General features: G+C 60.8%; 17 protein-coding genes. 11 read left to right on the top strand and 6 right to left on the bottom strand.

Going from position 1 to position 17,792, the window contains the following annotated elements; genetic code table 11:
• Window positions 1–43: 43 nt before the first annotated feature.
• On the bottom strand, window positions 44–1,039 hold the full coding sequence (gene gapA / locus ET34_RS0104550) for a glyceraldehyde-3-phosphate dehydrogenase (protein WP_031519849.1): 996 nt from the start codon (window positions 1,037–1,039) through the stop codon (window positions 44–46).
• A gap of 343 nt (window positions 1,040–1,382) precedes the next feature.
• Between gapA and msrB the strand changes: the two genes are divergently transcribed.
• Both msrB and ET34_RS0104540 read left to right on the top strand, forming a co-directional pair.
• Complete coding sequence (msrB, locus tag ET34_RS0104545; protein ID WP_031519848.1) at window positions 1,383–1,796, top strand: peptide-methionine (R)-S-oxide reductase MsrB; 414 nt, start codon at window positions 1,383–1,385, stop codon at window positions 1,794–1,796.
• A 43-nt stretch (window positions 1,797–1,839) separates the two neighbouring features.
• Window positions 1,840–2,118 (top strand): YeaC family protein, encoded by a 279-nt coding sequence (locus ET34_RS0104540; protein ID WP_031519846.1) that lies wholly within the window; start codon window positions 1,840–1,842, stop codon window positions 2,116–2,118.
• Between the two features lie 37 nt (window positions 2,119–2,155).
• On the opposite strand, the gene pncA is transcribed toward ET34_RS0104540, so the two are convergent.
• From pncA to sppA, 3 genes are all read right to left on the bottom strand, one after another.
• Complete coding sequence (gene pncA, locus ET34_RS0104535; protein ID WP_031519844.1) at window positions 2,156–2,797, bottom strand: bifunctional nicotinamidase/pyrazinamidase; 642 nt, start codon at window positions 2,795–2,797, stop codon at window positions 2,156–2,158.
• 26 nt (window positions 2,798–2,823) lie between these two features.
• Window positions 2,824–3,840, bottom strand: a complete 1,017-nt coding sequence (ansA, locus tag ET34_RS0104530; protein WP_031519842.1) for an asparaginase — start codon at window positions 3,838–3,840, stop codon at window positions 2,824–2,826.
• Between the two features lie 125 nt (window positions 3,841–3,965).
• On the bottom strand, window positions 3,966–5,816 hold the full coding sequence (gene sppA / locus ET34_RS0104525) for a signal peptide peptidase SppA (RefSeq protein WP_031519840.1): 1,851 nt from the start codon (window positions 5,814–5,816) through the stop codon (window positions 3,966–3,968).
• A gap of 165 nt (window positions 5,817–5,981) precedes the next feature.
• On the opposite strand from sppA, the gene ET34_RS0104520 reads away from it, so the two are divergent.
• From ET34_RS0104520 to ET34_RS0104505, 4 genes are all read left to right on the top strand, one after another.
• The gene (locus ET34_RS0104520) at window positions 5,982–6,533 is read left to right on the top strand and encodes an NAD(P)H nitroreductase (protein ID WP_031519838.1); all 552 of its coding nucleotides are present in this window, start codon (window positions 5,982–5,984) and stop codon (window positions 6,531–6,533) included.
• Window positions 6,534–6,650: 117 nt separating this feature from the next.
• Window positions 6,651–7,694 (top strand): selenide, water dikinase SelD, encoded by a 1,044-nt coding sequence (gene selD, locus ET34_RS0104515; RefSeq protein ID WP_031519837.1) that lies wholly within the window; start codon window positions 6,651–6,653, stop codon window positions 7,692–7,694.
• A 4-nt stretch (window positions 7,695–7,698) separates the two neighbouring features.
• Entirely contained in the window at window positions 7,699–9,648 is a 1,950-nt protein-coding gene (locus ET34_RS0104510; protein WP_031519835.1) for a DNA topoisomerase III, read from the top strand.
• A gap of 130 nt (window positions 9,649–9,778) precedes the next feature.
• Window positions 9,779–10,033: a DUF1496 domain-containing protein gene (locus tag ET34_RS0104505; protein ID WP_031519833.1), complete on the top strand. Its 255-nt coding sequence runs from the start codon at window positions 9,779–9,781 to the stop codon at window positions 10,031–10,033.
• Here the strand turns inward: ET34_RS0104505 and ET34_RS0104500 are convergent.
• Window positions 9,999–10,409 carry a pyrimidine (deoxy)nucleoside triphosphate diphosphatase gene (locus ET34_RS0104500; RefSeq protein ID WP_330217949.1) on the bottom strand — a complete coding sequence of 137 codons (411 nt, stop codon included), beginning with the start codon at window positions 10,407–10,409 and terminating at the stop codon, window positions 9,999–10,001. The genes ET34_RS0104505 and ET34_RS0104500 overlap by 35 nt on opposite strands.
• Before the next feature lie 43 nt (window positions 10,410–10,452).
• Entirely contained in the window at window positions 10,453–11,259 is an 807-nt protein-coding gene (xthA, locus tag ET34_RS0104495; protein WP_031519830.1) for an exodeoxyribonuclease III, read from the bottom strand.
• A 443-nt stretch (window positions 11,260–11,702) separates the two neighbouring features.
• Between xthA and ET34_RS0104490 the strand changes: the two genes are divergently transcribed.
• The 5 genes from ET34_RS0104490 to astE are packed head-to-tail and all read left to right on the top strand — an operon-like array spanning window position 11,703 to window position 17,740.
• Window positions 11,703–12,923 (top strand): aspartate aminotransferase family protein, encoded by a 1,221-nt coding sequence (locus tag ET34_RS0104490; RefSeq protein ID WP_031519828.1) that lies wholly within the window; start codon window positions 11,703–11,705, stop codon window positions 12,921–12,923.
• The gene (gene astA, locus ET34_RS0104485) at window positions 12,920–13,954 is read left to right on the top strand and encodes an arginine N-succinyltransferase (RefSeq protein ID WP_031519826.1); all 1,035 of its coding nucleotides are present in this window, start codon (window positions 12,920–12,922) and stop codon (window positions 13,952–13,954) included. The genes ET34_RS0104490 and astA overlap by 4 nt, the downstream gene beginning before the upstream one ends.
• Window positions 13,951–15,429 (top strand): succinylglutamate-semialdehyde dehydrogenase, encoded by a 1,479-nt coding sequence (astD, locus tag ET34_RS0104480; RefSeq protein WP_031519825.1) that lies wholly within the window; start codon window positions 13,951–13,953, stop codon window positions 15,427–15,429. Before astA ends, astD begins: the two co-directional genes overlap by 4 nt.
• Window positions 15,426–16,766, top strand: coding sequence for an N-succinylarginine dihydrolase (astB, locus tag ET34_RS0104475; RefSeq protein WP_031519823.1), 1,341 nt, complete (start codon window positions 15,426–15,428; stop codon window positions 16,764–16,766). Before astD ends, astB begins: the two co-directional genes overlap by 4 nt.
• Before the next feature lie 8 nt (window positions 16,767–16,774).
• Window positions 16,775–17,740, top strand: a complete 966-nt coding sequence (astE, locus tag ET34_RS0104470) for a succinylglutamate desuccinylase (protein WP_031519822.1) — start codon at window positions 16,775–16,777, stop codon at window positions 17,738–17,740.
• Window positions 17,741–17,792 lie beyond the last annotated feature (52 nt).

The raw sequence follows: 17,792 nt of genomic DNA, 5'->3' as shown, positions 1-17,792 counted from the left end.
AGAGCGACCGAAGTCGCTCTTTATTGTCAGTTGCTCATCTCACTTATTTGGAGATGTGGGCAATCAGATCCAGAACTTTGTTGGAGTAGCCAGTTTCGTTGTCGTACCAGGAAACCAGTTTCACAAAGTTGTCGTTCAGTGCGATACCGGCTTTGGCATCGAACACGGAAGTGCAAACTTCGCCGTTGAAGTCGGTAGAAACAACGTCGTCTTCGGTGTAACCCAGAACGCCTTTCATTTCGCCTTCAGAAGCGGCTTTGATGGCTTTCTTGATTTCTTCGTAGGACGCTGCTTTTTCCAGACGAACGGTCAGGTCAACAACGGATACGTTCGGAGTCGGAACGCGGAACGCCATACCGGTCAGTTTGCCGTTCAGTTCTGGCAGTACTTTACCTACTGCTTTAGCTGCACCGGTAGAGGACGGGATGATGTTCTGAGCTGCGCCGCGGCCGCCGCGCCAGTCTTTGTGAGACGGGCCGTCAACGGTTTTCTGAGTAGCGGTGGTCGCGTGAACGGTGGTCATCAGACCTTCGACGATGCCGAAGTTGTCGTTGATAACTTTCGCCAGCGGTGCCAGGCAGTTGGTGGTGCAGGATGCGTTAGAAACGATGTCCTGGCCTTCGTATTTGTCGAAGTTAGCACCGCGAACGAACATCGGGGTGTTGTCTTTAGACGGGCCAGTCAGAACGACTTTTTTCGCACCAGCGGTGATGTGCTTACGTGCGGTTTCGTCGGTCAGGAAGATACCGGTCGCTTCAGCCACAACGTCAACGCCGATTTCGTTCCATTTCAGGTTAGCCGGATCTTTCTCTGCGGTAACACGGATGGTTTTGCCGTTAACAACCAGATGACCGTCTTTCACTTCTACGGTGCCGTTGAAACGACCGTGAGTGGAGTCATACTTCAGCATGTACGCCATGTAGTCAGCGTCTAACAGATCGTTGATACCAACGATTTCGATGTCAGAACGTTCCTGCGCGGCACGGAAAACAATGCGACCGATACGGCCAAAACCGTTGATACCTACTTTGATAGTCATATATTCCACCAGCTATTTGTTAGTGAATAAAAGGTTGGCTGTAAAATTACAAAAACCTTACGCAGCGTCAAGCGGAATCGTGTCAATCATTGCGACAAATCAATCAACTGCATTGTCCTGGCTCGACCGATCGCCTCACTATTCCTGTTGTGCTATCTCAACACATTGGGACGACGCGTGGAATTTTAAAGGGCAGGCAAGTTAAAAAAGTGACCTGAGTCACATTTGCTTGCCCGTCCCCAATACAGCGCTAAGTGTAGAACAAAAGTGTACGCGTGGCTGTTAATGTTTTGTTAGAATCTGGGTACAGATGTATCTACACAACCCATCGAGAAGTACGCTTATGAGCAATGAACATTCCCAGGATGACCTGAAGCAAAATCTGACGGAAATGCAGTTCTACGTTACGCAGAAACACGGCACGGAACCGCCATTCACCGGGCGTCTGCTGCACAACAAACGTGAAGGCGTATACCATTGCCTGGTGTGTGATGCGGCGCTGTTTAACTCGCAATCCAAGTACGATTCCGGCTGCGGCTGGCCCAGCTTTTATGAGCCGGTGAGCGAAGAGGCGATCCGCTACATCAACGACTACTCGCACGGTATGCAGCGTATCGAAATCCGCTGTGGCAACTGTGATGCTCATCTGGGGCATGTCTTCCCCGATGGCCCGCAGCCTACTGGCGAACGTTACTGCGTTAATTCCGCCTCGCTGAACTTTGCCGATGACGATAGCGGCGAGCAGATCAAAGGTTGATGAAACGTTTCAGCAAATTATTCCAGCACGCTGTGGAGAAACGATGAATCTTGATGATGTAATCAGCAGCATGACGCCGGAAGTGTACCAGCGTCTGGCAACCGCCGTTGAGTTGGGAAAATGGCCGGATGGCGTCGCACTGACGCCGGAGCAAAAAGAGAACAGCCTGCAGCTGGTGATGATGTGGCAGATGCGCCACAATACCGATCCGCAGCACATGACCATCGGCCAGGACGGCCAGATTGTTACCAAAAGCAAGCAACAGCTGAAAACCGAGTTCGGGATCTCCCCGGCACCGCTGGCTACGCTCAAACCGCAGTAACGCGACAAAAAAGCCGCCTCCCGGGCGGCTTTATCAATTATGCCTGGGTTTCACGCCAGTCATCGAGGGTGTAGAGCGTAGCTCCCGCGGCGGCCATATCCATAAACGCCTGCGCGCTGTCCTGCGGATTCAGGTTAACGCCGCGACAGCCGTCGGTAATGACGTTCACGCGGTAACCCAGCTGCAGCGCGTCCAGCACCGTATATTTCACGCAGTAGTCTGTCGCCAGCCCCATCACCACCAGCTCGATAATTTCATGATGGCGCAGCCAGACATCCAGCGCGGTTTTTTGCCGGTGGCCGTTATCGAAAAAGGCACTGTAGCTGTCGATAGCCGGGTTTTCGCCTTTATGAAACACCGCGTCGATGGCGTTGGCGTTAAGCAGCGGATGCAGGGCCGCGCCCTCGCTCTCCTGCACGCAGTGATCCGGCCAGAACGTCTGCGGCAGGCCATCCAGTTCACCCTGGCTGAACGGCTCGACACCATGCTGGCTGGCAAAGCTCCCGTGATGGGCCGGGTGCCAGTCCTGACTTGCCACCACGGCTTCACCCCGGGCTTTGCTCCAGTCGATCAGCACATTTGCCACGTCTACCGTGCTGTCGCCCTCGGCCACCGCCAGCGCGCCGCCAGCGCAAAAATCATTCTGCAGATCGACCAGTAACAGCGCACGTTGTTTCATATTTTCTCCTTTGCTGGCAGCAGCCATCAGTCATTGAGCGTCAGCTCACCGCGCAGGTTCGCCATCATGGCGTCGCGGTTGGCCTGTGCATCCAGACCCTGACACAGTAAATAGTGCAGTTTAGTCAGGGTTGCCTCAACCGTCATGTCATAGCCGCTGATCACGCCAGCGTGGGCGAGGGCGTTGCCGGTGGCGTACCCGCCCATGTTGACCTTCCCGGACATACACTGCGTGAGGTTAACCACCACGATCCCGCGTGAACAGGCATCGCGCAGCTCGTTAAGGAAATCGCCATTCTGCGGCGCGTTGCCGACCCCGTAAGAGCGCAGAATCAGGGCTTTTACCGGCTGGCGCAGGAAGTTGCGCACCACGTCCGCGCTGATCCCAGGATAAATGGTCAGCACGCCTACCGGCTGCGGGGTGATCTGATGCACGATCAGCTCGCCGTTGCCCTGCGGGGCCGGCGGCGTATTCAGGCGACGAATATGAATACCCGCTTCCAGCAGCGGCGGCAGGTTAGGGGAGGCGAAGGCATCGAAGCCGTCGGCGTGCGCTTTGGTGGTGCGGTTCCCGCGGTAGAGACGGTTGTTGAAGAACAGCGTCACTTCACTGATCGGGTAGTTAGCCGCCACGTAGAGGGCGTTAAGCAGGTTGGTCTGCCCGTCGGAACGCAGCTCCGCCAGCGGGATCTGCGACCCGGTAACGATCACCGGTTTGCTGAGGTTTTCCAGCATGAACGACAGCGCCGAGGCGGTGAACGCCATGGTATCGGTGCCGTGCAGGATCACGAAGCCGTCGTAGCGGTGATAGTTGGCTTTAATATCATCGGCGATATGCTGCCAGTCCTGCGGCGTCATGTCCGAGGAATCCATCAGCGGATCGTACTCATGGATGGTGAAATCCGGCATCTCCGGGCGGTGGAACTCCGGCATTAACGCCAGCTGATGCTGCAGATGCCCTGACACCGGAATGTAACCCTGTTCAGAACGCTGCATCCCAATGGTGCCGCCGGTATAGGCAACGTAAATCGATTTTTTTTGCATGAGTGGACTTTATGTTGTGCGTATGCGTGACGGGGCGAAGTATACCTTAACCCGCCGGAAGTGGCAGCGCAGAGGCAGGTGGTCGGGGCAGAAAGAAAAAACCCGGCCGCAGCCGGGTTTTCGCATTAGCGCACGTCGGCGCAGGTGAGGCAGAACGCGTAACGATTCTGCGGGTCGTTCAGCGTGGCGAACTTATCGCCCTGGGCTTTCAGCTCCCGCGCCGCATCAGCGACCGGAGCCGGGAAGTAGGCCTGCAGCGCCTGCGGCAGCATAGCGTGCACCGACCCGGTGATGCCCTCCAGCACCATATCCATAAAGCCCGGCTCTTCCTGGAAGTAAGCCAGATGCCAGCTCTTCAGCTTCGCCAGCTCGGCGGCTTTGTTCACCGCATCATCGAAGTCACCGAGGCCGTCCACGAGACCGTTGCCTTTCGCATCCAGGCCGGTCCAGACGTGACCCTGAGCAATCTTGTCGATCTGCTCCGGGGTCTGTTTACGTGAGGCCGCCACCAGGCTGATAAAGCGCTGATAGCCGTTTTCGATGCCGAGTTGCATCATCTGCTGCACTTCCGGCGGCAGGGTTTTGGTGAGAGCAATATCCGCCAGCGGCGAGGTCGCCACACCGTCGGTATGCACCCCGATGCTGTCGAGGCTGTTTTCGAAGGTGTTGATCACCCCGAAAATGCCGATAGAGCCGGTGAGCGTGCTCTGGTTAGCCACGATGTAGTTGGCCGGCGTCGAAATCCAGTACCCGCCCGACGCAGCCATGCCGCCCATCGATACCACCACCGGCTTGCCGGCTGCTTTCGCTGCGGCCAGCTCTTCACGGATCAGCTCCGAGGCGTTGACGCTGCCGCCCGGACTGTTCACGCGCAGCACGATCGCTTTCACTTTCGCATCCAGTCGCGCATCGCGGATCTGTGAAGCCGTGGTATCACCCCCAACGTTGCCAGCAGTTTCCGGGCCGTCCATGATCGCGCCGTTAGCGTAGATCACGGCGATGGCCGAGCCGGTTTCCACCGGTTTTTTCAGCATGTAGTCATACATGCTGACCGCGCTGAAGTTCTTATCGATGCTGCTCCAGCCGAACTGCTTGGTCAGCGCTTTCTCGATAGTGGCGTTGCTGCCCAGCTCGTCCACCAGCTTGTTCTTCAGCGCATACTGCGCGGTATCGCCCTGGGTGGCGGTCAGGCCTTCAAGCACGCCCTGCGCGCCAGGGAACACCTGCTGCCACGGAATGTTGCGGTTAGCGGCGATGGTGTTGAGATAGTTCTGCCACAGCTCGCCAATCCAGCGGCTGTCGGCTTCGCGCGCGGCAGGCGACATGTCATCACGAATAAACGGCTCGACCGCCGACTTATAAGTGCCGACGCGGAACACGTGGGTTGAGACTTTCAGCTTGTCGAGCAGCGATTTGTAGTACAGCCCGTTGGTGGCGAAACCATGCAAATCCACCGTGCCCTGCGGCGAAAGCCACACTTTATTGGCGAAGCTGGCAAGGTAGTACTGGCTCTGGCTGTAGCTCTCGCCCACCGCAAACACCGGCTTACCGCTGTCGCGGAACTCGCGCAGCGCCTTGCCGATATACTGCATCGACGGCTGATCGGCCCCGGCGAAATCCTTCAGATCCAGCACGATGCCGGTAATGTTCCGGTCGTCTTTCGCCTGACGGATCATATTGACGATATCGAACAGGGAGTTTTCCTGTAAGCGATCGGAGCTGGCACCGAACAGCTGACGGCCTAACGCGCCGAGCTTGTTGTTCACCGACGGCTTATCAACCACCACCCCGGCGATGTCGAGCAGCAGTGCCCCGCGTGCGGGTGCGGACGGGCCGCTGGAGAGCTGCATCCAGATGCCGACACCCACCAGCACCAGCAGAATGAAAAACAGATTCAACACCAGTTCCCTGATGAAGTTCAGCAGACGCCAGGTCCATTTAAAAAAACCGGCAATAAATCGCCACAGGGTACGCATGTATTCTCCATATCCATTAATTGACCCTACTGACTGGAACAGCCAGATGTGTCGGTTATCCTAAATACCCGGCGGCACGTTGTCAGCAGGAATCGCTGCCGGGGCTGTAACAAATTCAGTCGCTATGTTAGCTTGCCGTTAAAAAAACTGACCAGGAGTAAAGAAATGGACGCATTAGATCTGCTTGTAAATCGCCGCAGCGCCTCGCGTCTGGCGGACCCCGCCCCCACGGGCGACGCGCTGGAAAAGATCCTGCAGGCCGGGATGCGCGCCCCTGACCACAAGACGCTGCAACCCTGGCACTTCTTTGTGATTGAGAACGACGGCCGCGAGCGCTTCAGCAGCGTGCTTGAGCAGGCAGCACGCGCCAACGGTGGCGACGAGAAAGCCATTGAAAAAGCGCGCAGCGCGCCGTTCCGCGCCCCGCTGATCATTACCGTGGTGGCGAAGTGCCATGACCACCCGAAGGTGCCGCGCTGGGAGCAATTGCTGTCCGCAGGCTGTGCGGTGATGGCGATGCAGATGGCCGCGCTGGCTCAGGGCTTCAACGGCATCTGGCGCAGCGGCCCGCTGACCGACAGCCCGGTGGTGCGTGACGCCTTCGGCTGCGCTGAGCAGGATCAGATCGTCGGTTTCCTCTACCTCGGCACCCCACAGCTGAAAGCCTCCACCACCATCAGCGTGCCGGACACCCGCCCGTTCGTGACCCGTTTCTGATCCCCTTTCGCAAATCTGTCTGGATTGTGAGCAACTGCCCGCCAATTCAGACAGCCAGACTTATCACTCGGGTGTTTGAGCGCTACCATAGCGCGTTGCCAATGACAGGAGATGTCCATGAGTGAGCAAACTGTTCGTTTGACCCAGTACAGCCACGGAGCTGGTTGCGGCTGTAAAATTTCCCCGAAGGTGCTCGATACCATTCTGCACAGCGACATGGCGAAGTTCCTTGACCCAAACCTGCTGGTCGGAAATGAAACCCGCGATGATGCCGCGGTGTATGACCTGGGCAACGGCACCAGCGTTATCAGCACCACCGACTTCTTTATGCCGATCGTCGATTCCCCGTTCGATTTCGGCCGTATCGCCGCCACCAACGCCATCAGCGATATCTACGCGATGGGCGGGAAACCGATCATGGCGATCGCCATCCTCGGCTGGCCGATCAACACCCTGGCACCGGAGATCGCCCGTGACGTGGTCGACGGCGGACGCTTCGCCTGTCAGCAGGCTGGCATCGCGCTGGCTGGCGGCCACTCCATCGACGCCCCGGAGCCGATCTTCGGCCTCGCGGTGACCGGCATCGTCCCCACCGAACGGGTGAAGAAAAACAGCACTGCGGAAGCGGGCTGCACCCTGTGGCTTACCAAGCCGCTGGGTATCGGCGTGCTCTCTACCGCCGAGAAAAAATCCCTGCTGCGCGACGAGCACAAAGGGCTGGCCACCGAGGTGATGTGCCAGCTCAACAGCATCGGCGCGGAACTGGCCAGTATCGAGGGCGTGAAGGCGATGACCGACGTCACCGGCTTCGGCCTGCTTGGGCATCTGAGCGAACTCTGCCAGGGCGCAGGGGTGCAGGCGCAGGTGCGTTACGCCGACGTGCCGACACTGCCGGGCGTGGAAAGCTACATCGAACAGGGCTGCGTGCCAGGTGGTACTGCCCGCAACTTCGCCAGCTATGGTCACCTGATGGGTGAAATGAGCGATGCCCAGCGCAGCCTGCTGTGCGATCCACAAACCTCCGGCGGCCTGCTGCTGGCGGTGACGCCGGATGCCGAAGCGCAGGTGGCGCAGCTGGCGGCGGAGCGGGGCATCACCCTGACCGCTATCGGCGAGCTGACCACCGCCCGCGCCGGGCGTCCGATGATCGAGATCCGCTGATCCAATGCGCCTGTTTATTGCCGAAAAACCCAGTCTTGGCCGTGCGATCGCCGACGTGCTGCCGAAACCGCATCGTCGCGGCGACGGCTACATCGAATGCGGTAACGGTCAGGTGGTGACCTGGTGCGTTGGCCACCTGCTGGAACAGGCGCAACCCGATGCCTACGACGGGCGCTACGCCCGCTGGGATCTGGGCGATCTGCCTATCGTGCCAGAGAAGTGGCAGCTGCAGCCCCGCGCCTCGGTCGCCAAACAGCTTAACGTGGTGAAGCGCCTGCTCAATGAGGCCAGCGAAGTGATCCACGCCGGTGACCCGGACCGGGAAGGGCAGCTGCTGGTGGACGAAGTGCTCGATTACCTGCAACTGGCACCGGAAAAGCGCCAGCAGGTGCAGCGGTGTCTGATTAACGATCTCAACCCGCAGGCGGTGGAGCGCGCCATCTCACGTCTGCGCGCCAACAGCGAGTTTATCCCGCTGTGCGTCTCGGCGCTGGCCCGCGCCCGTGCCGACTGGCTCTACGGCATCAACATGACCCGGGCTTACACCATTCTCGGGCGCAACGCCGGCTATCAGGGCGTGCTCTCGGTCGGACGGGTACAGACGCCGGTGCTGGGGCTGGTGGTGCGGCGCGATGAAGAGATCGAAAACTTCATCCCGAAAGATTTCTTCGATGTGAAAGCGCACATCGTCACCCCCGCCGATGAGCGGTTTGTCGCGCTCTGGCAGCCGAGCGAAGCCTGTGAACCCTGGCAGGATGAAGAAGGGCGTCTGCTGCATCGTCCGCTGGCTGACCACGTGGTCAACCGCATTGCCGGCAAGCCGGCGGCGGTCACGGCGTATAACGATAAACGGGAATCAGAAATCGCGCCGCTGCCGTTTTCGCTCTCCTCGCTGCAGATTGAGGCCGCGAAGCGCTTTAACCTCAGCGCGCAGAACGTGCTCGACATCTGCCAGAAGCTGTATGAAACCCACAAGCTGATTACCTATCCGCGTTCCGACAGCCGCTATCTGCCGGAAGAGCACTTTGCCGGTCGCCACGCGGTGATGAATGCCATCAGCGTTCACGCCAGCGACCTGCTGCCGCAGCCGGCGGTGAACCCGGATACCCGCAACCGCTGCTGGGATGACGGCAAGGTGGACGCGCACCACGCAATTATCCCCACGGCGCGCAGCAGCGCGGTCAACCTGACGGATAACGAAGCGAAGGTGTACAGCCTGATTGCCCGTCAGTACCTGATGCAGTTCTGCCCGGATGCGGTGTTCCGCAAATGCACCATTGAGCTGGATATCGAAAACGGGAAATTTATCGCCAAAGCTCGCTTTCTCGCGGAAGCCGGCTGGCGGGCCTTGCTGGGTGGAAAAGAGCGCGACGAAGAGAACGACGGTACGCCGCTGCCGGTCGTGGCGAAGGGCGACAGCCTGCTGTGCGAGAAGGGCGAAGTGGTGGAGCGCCAGACCCAGCCGCCGCGCCACTTCACCGATGCCACGCTGCTCTCTGCCATGACCGGGATCGCGCGCTTCGTGCAGGACAAAGATCTGAAAAAAATCCTGCGCGCCACCGACGGGCTGGGCACGGAAGCGACGCGTGCGGGCATTATCGAACTGCTGTTTAAACGCGGTTTCCTGGTGAAAAACGGGCGCTACATCCGTTCCACCGATGCCGGACGCGCGCTGATCCACGCCTTACCGGAGCTGGCGGCGCGCCCGGACATGACCGCGCAGTGGGAATCGACCCTGACGCAAATCAGCGAAAAACAGTGCCGCTACCAGGACTTCATGCAGCCGCTGGTTTCCACGCTGTATACCTTGATCGACCAGGCGCGCAGCACGCCGACGCGTCAGTTTCGCGGTATCGTCGCCCCGGGCGGCGGGAAATCAGCCGCGTCGAAAGGCGCGAAGCGCAGCCCGCGCGGCAAAAGCAAAAAACCGGATGCCGCCGCGCCTCCGGCGTAAGCAATCGTGAAAAGTGACGCGATAAACCCCGCGTCTTTTACCCAATGCCCGCGATCGCAGCGGCTATAGTCATATTCACAACGTAACGGTTCGGGAGAGGGATATGGTCACGGTAAAATGGGGATGGGTGATGGCGGCGGCGTTACTGGTGAGTCTGCCAGCGGCAGCGGATCGCTACCGGCCAGACGTGGACGTCAGCATACCGCCGGAAGTGTTCAGCAGCGGCGGGCAGCGCGCCCAGCAGTGCACCCAGTGCTGCATCTACCAGAATGAGAATTACTCGGAAGGGGCGGTGATTAAAACCGAAGGCGTGCTGATGCAGTGCCAGCGCGACGAGAAAACCCTGAGTACTAATCCGCTGGTCTGGCGTCGCGTGCGCGAATAAACGCCTCCAGCAGGGGCACATCCGCCGGGGCGAGATCCATGGTCAACGCCTCGTGCGGGGTGCACCAGCGCAGCGCGCTGTGGCACAGCGCCGTCAACTCTCCGCGAAACGCCACCACGTGCCAGGCATGAAGATGGATCATTCTGCCCGTCACCTCGCGCCGGTGGCTCGCCACGTAGCCGCCAATCCGGGCATCAATCGCTAACTCTTCCCGCAGTTCCCGCTGTAGCGCCGCGGGCTGGGTTTCGTTGGCCTCGACTTTCCCGCCGGGAAACTCCCAAAGACCAGGCTGGTCGCCCTCTGGCGGCCACCGGGCCAGTAAAATTTTGCCCTGCTGCTCGATAATGGCAGCGACAACATCAATGGTTTTCATCAGGTGTTTTCACAGACGGCTCCCCGTTGCCGGGGAGCCTGAGGGATCAGAGTTTGAAGCTGGCCCAGACCGGCGCGTGGTCAGAAGGTTTTTCCATCGCGCGGATCTCATAGTCGATACCGGTTTCAACGCAGTGCGGCATCAGGCCTTCGCTGGCCATCAGCAGATCGATACGCAGCCCGCGATTGTCGTCGAAGCCGCGAGAGCGGTAGTCGAACCACGAGAAGCGGTCATTGACCTCCGGGTTAGCGGCGCGGAAGGTGTCCACCAGACCCCAGTTTTTCAGACGCGCCATCCACTCACGCTCTTCCGGCAGGAAGGAGCATTTCCCGGTGCGCAGCCAGCGCTTGCGGCTGTCTTCCCCGATACCGATATCCAGATCCGTCGGGCTGATGTTCATATCGCCCATGATCAGCACCGGGTTCTCTTTTTTCAGCTCGGTTTCCAGGAAATTCTGCAGATCCTGATAGAACTTCGCTTTGGCCGGGAACTTGGTCGGGTGGTCACGGCTTTCGCCCTGCGGGAAGTAACCATTGATAACGGTGATGTTACCGACCGGGGACGGGATCTCCGCCATAATCAGACGGCGCTGGGCCTCTTCACCGTCGTCAGGGAAGCCGCGGCGTACGGAAATCGGCGACGCTTTGGTTAACAGCGCCACACCGTAATGCCCTTTCTGGCCGTGATAGAACACGTTGTAGCCCAGCTTTGCGACATCTTCGAGCGGGAACATGTCATCGTGGACTTTCGTTTCCTGCAGGCCGATAACGTCCGGCGCATGCTTTTCTACCAGCGCCTCCAGCTGATGGGGGCGGGCGCGCAGGCCGTTGATATTAAAAGAGACAAATTTCATAAGTCGCAGCCACTGTGTGAAGTGAGAGTGCCGGGATGGTAGCAGAAAAGCGATCCGGTTGCTGCTGCCATCCATCGGTTTTGCCAATTAACGCGACAGGTGAAAGCTGGCAGGCGAAGCGCACCATTTAATGGCGTACTGCCCTGAAAAGAGGCAGCGGCTGCCCTGAAATAACGCGGTCGATCACAGATCCAGTATGAAATGCTAAACCTGCATAAACTTTCTCGCGCTTTGCCCCGCATCGGGGTCCATTCAGATGATTATTCACTTATTATGCAATTAATGTGCATATCGTCAGGTTTTAAGTTATTGATTTTTCGTTTTGAAACGCCGTTTATGCATTTTCCTGCTGGCTGGCACGAACCCTGCAATCTACAGTAACAGCGCAATCAATCATTTTCATTAACATACAAATAACCTTTTATTCACCTGTCGAGGTCGCCATGTCGCAGTCAATTACCCGCCAGCAGTTTGATGAATGGATGCTTCCGGTCTACGCCCCGGCCCCGTTTATACCGGTCAAAGCGCAGGGCTCCCGGCTGTGGGATCAGGAGGGCAAGGAGTACGTGGACTTCGCAGGCGGCATCGCGGTGAATGCCCTGGGCCATGCCAGTCCCGAGCTGCAGGCCGCGCTGGTGGAACAGGCGGGCAAGCTGTGGCATACCGGCAACGGCTATACCAACGAGCCGATTCTGCGGCTGGCGAAAAAGCTGATTGACGCCACTTTCGCCGAGCGCGTGTTCTTCTGCAACTCCGGGGCGGAAGCCAACGAAGCCGCGCTGAAGCTGGCGCGTAAATATGCCCATGACCATTACGGTGCGCACAAGAGCGGCATCGTAGCCTTCAAGAACGCGTTCCACGGACGCACGCTGTTTACCGTCTCCGCTGGCGGCCAGCCCGCTTATTCGCAGGATTTCGCACCGCTGCCGCCGCAGATTGAGCATGCCGTGTTTAACGATCTGGACTCGGCCCGGGCGCTGATGAGCGACACCACCTGCGCGGTGATCGTGGAGCCGATGCAGGGTGAAGGGGGCGTGCTGCCGGCGCAGCGTGAATTCCTGCAGGGGCTGCGCGAGTTATGCGATCGCCATAACGCGCTGCTGATTTTTGACGAGGTGCAGACCGGCGTGGGGCGTACCGGTTCGCTGTACGCTTATATGCACTACGGCGTGGTGCCCGACGTGCTGTCCACCGCCAAAGCGCTGGGCGGCGGTTTCCCGATTGGCGCCATGCTCACCACGGACCGTCTGGGCCAGTGCATGAACGTCGGCACCCACGGCACCACTTACGGCGGTAACCCGCTGGCTGGCGCGGTGGCGAACCGGGTGCTGGAGTTGGTGAATACCCCGGAGATGCTGGAGAACGTGCAGGTGCGCCATCAGCAGTTTATGGACCAGCTGAACGCCCTGAACCGCAATACTGAACTGTTCAGCGAATTCCGTGGGCTTGGGCTGCTGATTGGTGGCGTGCTGCGCGAGCCGTATGCCGGTAAAGCAAAGCTTATCGCTCAGGCTGCGGCGCAGGAGGGGCTGATGATGCTGATTGCCGGTGGTAACGTGGTGCGCTTCGCTCCGGCGCTCAATATCAGCGAGGCGGATGTCACCGAAGGGCTGGCCCGCTTTGCCCGCGCCTGTGAACGCTTTATGGCGGGAGGCTCATCATGATGGTGATCCGTCCGGTTGAACACAGCGATCTGCCGGCGCTGCTGGCGCTGGCGGCGAAGACCGGCGGTGGGCTGACCTCGCTGCCGGTGGATGAAGCTACGCTGTCGGCGCGTATAGCGCGTTCCCTCGCGACCTGGCAGGGCGCGCTGCCGCCGGGGGAACAGGGCTACGTTTTCGTGCTGGAGGAGCACCAGACCGGTGCCGTGGCGGGGATCTGCGCCATTGAAGTGGCGGTTGGGCTGGACGAGCCCTGGTACAACTACCGGGTCGGTACGCTGGTGCACGCCTCGAAAGAGCTTAACGTCTACAACGCGCTGCCGACCCTGTTTCTCAGCAACGACCACACCGGCAGCAGCGAGCTGTGCACGCTGTTTCTCGACCCGGACTGGCGAAAAGAGGGCAACGGTTACCTGCTGTCGAAGTCGCGCTTTCTGTTTATGGCGGCGTTCCGCGACCGCTTCAACGAAAAAGTGGTGGCCGAAATGCGTGGCGTCATCGACGAGCATGGCTACTCCCCGTTCTGGGAGAGCCTCGGCGAGCGCTTCTTTTCGATGGAGTTCGCCCGGGCTGACTACCTGTGCGGCACCGGGCAGAAGGCGTTTATCGCCGAGCTGATGCCGAAGCACCCCATCTATACCCATTTCCTGACCCCCGAGGCGCAGGCGGTGATCGGCAACGTCCATCCGCAAACCGCCCCGGCGCGGGCAGTGCTGGAAGCCGAGGGCTTCCGCTACCGCAACTATATCGACATTTTTGACGGCGGCCCGACGCTGGAGTGTGACATCGACCGGGTGCGGGCTATCCGTAAAAGCCGTCTGGTCGAGGTCGCCGCAGGCCAGCCGGCGGAAGACGATTTGCCGGTGTGCCTGGTGGCGAATGAGCAGTATCACGCGTTTCGCGCCATGCTGGTGCGCGCTAACCCCAAAACCGAGCGGCTGGTGCTGGACGCCGCCACGCTTGACGCGCTGAAGTGTCAGGCGGGCGATCGCGTGCGGCTGGTCCGCCTCTGCCCCGAGGAGAAAAAAGTATGAATCTGTGGATCAACGGTGAGTGGCTGGCGGGCAGCGGCGAGGCGATGGAAAAACGCAATCCGGTTAGCGGCGAGCGGCTGTGGCAGGGGGCGGCTGCCAGCGCGGCGCAGGTCTCTGCTGCGGTACGTGCGGCCCGGCTGGCGTTTCCCGGCTGGGCGAAAACGCCATTCGCGGAGCGTGAACAGGCGATCACCCGTTTCGCAGCCCTGCTGGAAGCGAATAAAACGTCCCTGACGGAGACCATCGCCCGGGAAACCGGCAAACCGCGCTGGGAAGCCGCCACCGAAGTGACGGCGATGATCAATAAAATCGCTATCTCGGTGAAGGCGTACCATACCCGCACCGGCGAGCAGCACAGTCCGCTGCCGGACGGGGCGGCCACCCTGCGCCACCGTCCGCACGGCGTGCTGGCCGTTTTCGGGCCGTATAACTTTCCCGGTCACCTGCCCAACGGGCATATCGTCCCGGCGCTGCTGGCGGGTAACACGGTGGTGTTTAAGCCAAGCGAACTGACGCCGCTCACCGGCGAGACCGTAATGAAACTCTGGGCACAGGCCGGGCTGCCGCCGGGAGTGATTAACCTGGTGCAGGGGGCGCGCGACACCGGTCAGGCGCTGGCTGCGGCCCCGGATATTGATGGTCTGCTGTTTACCGGCAGCGCCAGCACCGGCTATCAGCTGCATCGTCAGCTCGCCGGGCAGCCGGAAAAAATTCTCGCGCTGGAGATGGGCGGCAACAATCCGCTGATCGTTGACGACCCGGCCGATCCCGACGGGGCGGTACATCTGGCAATCCAGTCCGCGTTTATCAGCGCCGGCCAGCGCTGCACCTGTGCCCGTCGCCTGCTGGTGAAGCGCGGCGCGCAGGGGGACGCGTTTCTCGCCCGGCTGGTGGAGGTTGCTGCGCGTCTCACGCCCGGTGCCTGGGATGCCGAGCCACAGCCGTTCCTCGGCGGGTTGATTTCGCCGCAGGCGGCGGAGCGGGTGCTGGAAGCGTGGCACGGGCACCTGCAGCGCGGTGGACGGGCACTGCTGACCCCGGCGCTGGTCGCACCGGGCAGTGCGCTGCTGTCACCCGGCATCATCGAGCTGACCGGGGTGGACAACGTGCCGGATGAAGAGGTGTTCGGCCCGCTGCTCTGCGTCTGGCGCTACGACAGCTTCGACGACGCGATCGCGATGGCTAACCACACCCGCTACGGGCTGGCGTGCGGTCTCATCTCTCCGGATCGCGCCCGGTTCGACCAGCTGCTGCTGGAGGCGCGCGCCGGGATCGTGAACTGGAACAAGCCGCTGACCGGGGCGGCGAGTACCGCGCCGTTTGGCGGCATCGGTGCGTCGGGCAATCATCGCCCCAGCGCCTGGTACGCAGCGGACTACTGCGCCTGGCCGATGGCAACCCTGGAAAGCCCGACCTTTAGCCTGCCGGAAAGCCTCAGTCCCGGCCTCGATTTCAGCCACAGGGAGCCGACATGAGCGCACGCGAATTCAACTTTGATGGACTGGTCGGCCTGACGCACCACTATGCCGGGCTGTCGTTCGGCAACGAGGCATCCACCCGCCATCGCTATCAGGTTTCGAACCCGAAACTGGCGGCGCAGCAGGGGCTGTTAAAAATGAAAGCGCTGGCCGATGCCGGCTACGGGCAGGGCGTGATCCCGCCGCAGATGCGCCCGAACCTGAGCGCCCTGCGCCAGATCGGCTTTGGCGGGCGCGATGAGCAGGTGCTGCGCCAGGCGTTTGAGCAGGCGCCGCATCTGCTCTCTGCCGCCAGCTCGGCGTCGTCCATGTGGGTGGCGAATGCTGCCACGGTGTCGCCCTCGGCCGACTCGCTCGATGGCCGGGTGCATTTCACCGTCGCCAACCTCAACAATAAATTTCATCGCGCCAGTGAAGCGGTGACCACCGGCCGCCTGCTGCGCGGCATCTTTGCCGATGCGCGCTACTTCGCGGTCCATGACGCGCTGCCGCAGGTGGCACTGTTTGGCGATGAGGGGGCGGCGAACCATAACCGCCTCGGCGGCGACTACGGCGAACCGGGGGTGCAGCTGTTTGTTTACGGACGCGAAGAGAGCGGGGCGCTGATCCCGGCGCGCTACCCGGCCCGGCAGACGCTGGAGGCCAGCCGGGCGGTGGCGCGCCTTAATCAGGTCGATGCAGATCGGGTGCTGTTTACCCAGCAAAACCCGGCGGTGATCGATCAGGGGGTATTTCACAACGACGTGATTGCGGTGTCGAACCGTCAGGTGCTGTTCTGCCACGAGCAGGCGTTTCTGCATCAGGCTGAGCTGTTCCGCCAGCTGGCGCAGCGGGTGCCGGGCTTTACGCCGGTTGTGGTGCCGCAGCAGGCGGTATCGGTGAGTGATGCTGTTGCTAGCTATCTGTTTAACAGCCAGCTGCTGAGCCGCGATGACGGCAGCATGATGCTGGTGCTGCCGGAAGAGTCGCGTCAGCATCAGGGCGTGTGGCGCTATCTCAACAGCGTGCTGGCAGCCGATAACCCCATCAGCGAGCTGAAGGTGTTCGACCTGCGCGAAAGCATGGCTAACGGCGGCGGTCCGGCATGTCTGCGGCTGCGTGTGGTGCTCACGCCGGAAGAAGCCCGGGCGGTAAACCCGGCTACCCTGATGGACGATCGGCTGTTCAACGCGCTCAACGCCTGGATTGAACGCTGGTACCGGGATCGCCTTACCCAGGCAGACCTGGTGGACCCGCAGCTGCTGCAGGAGAACCGCGAGGCGCTGGCTGCGCTGTGCGACATTCTCAACCTGCGGCTTGACGACTGCTATCCGGAATGCCGGGAATGGGCCTAGGAGGCGCGATGCAGGATTTTCTCAGGCTGACGCTGGACGAGGCTGCTCCGCAGCCCGTATCGGGGGAGTGCGCGCATTTTCGCTGGCGCTGGCTGGCGGCGGGCGTCCTGACGTTTGAACCGCTGATGCCGGTTGACCGGGCGCTGGTGCTTTCGGCCGGGCTGCACGGGAATGAAACCGCGCCGGTGGAGCTGCTGGATAAGTTGCTACAGCGCCTGATGCAAGGCGAGATCCGTCTGCAGTGGCGGGTGCTGGTGATACTGGGGAATCCGGCGGCGCTGCGCGCGGATCGCCGGTTCGTTGATTACGATATTAACCGGCTGTTCAGCGGGCGCTGGCGCGATGTACCCTCGTGCAGCGAAACCGCCCGGGCGGCGGCGCTGGAGAAACGGGTAAGCGACTTCTTTGCCGCTGGCGAAGAGCGCATCCGCTGGCATCTGGATATGCACACCGCCATTCGCGGCTCATATTACCCGCGCTTCGGCGTCCTGCCCGCCCGCGCCCGGCCTTATGATGAAGGCTTTCTGCACTGGCTCGGCTGTGCCGGGCTGGAGGCGCTGGTGTTTCATCAGACGCCGGGCGGCACCTTCACCCACTTTACCAGCGCCACGTTCGCCGCCCTGAGCTGCACGCTGGAGCTGGGTAAAGCCCGGCCGTTTGGCAGTAACGATCTGAGCCAGTTCAACCAGGCCGCACAAGCGCTGGCAGCGCTGCTGGGTGGCGAGGCGCTGCCCGTCGCGAACGCGCCGCGGCGTTACCGGGTGGCGGGGCAACTCATTCGTCACAGCGAAGCCTTCATCCTGCACATGGCGGATTCCACGCTCAACTTCACCCCGTTTCCGCGCGGCACGCTGTTAGCGGAAGAGGGTGAGACGCGCTATGAAGTGCAGCATGATATCGAGCGGGTGCTGTTTCCTAACCCGCACGTCGCGCCCGGTTTACGCGCCGGACTGATGCTGGTGGAAATAACCTGATGCCTGCGCCCCATTATTTGGGGCGTATTTTTACCACGGTCGAAAATATCAG

The sequence above is a fragment of the Siccibacter colletis genome, from assembly GCF_000696575.1.
Taxonomy (GTDB): Bacteria; Pseudomonadota; Gammaproteobacteria; order Enterobacterales; family Enterobacteriaceae; genus Siccibacter; species Siccibacter colletis.
The sequence above is the reverse complement of the archived record's forward strand: the minus strand, read 5'-3'. Positions and strand labels throughout refer to the sequence as shown.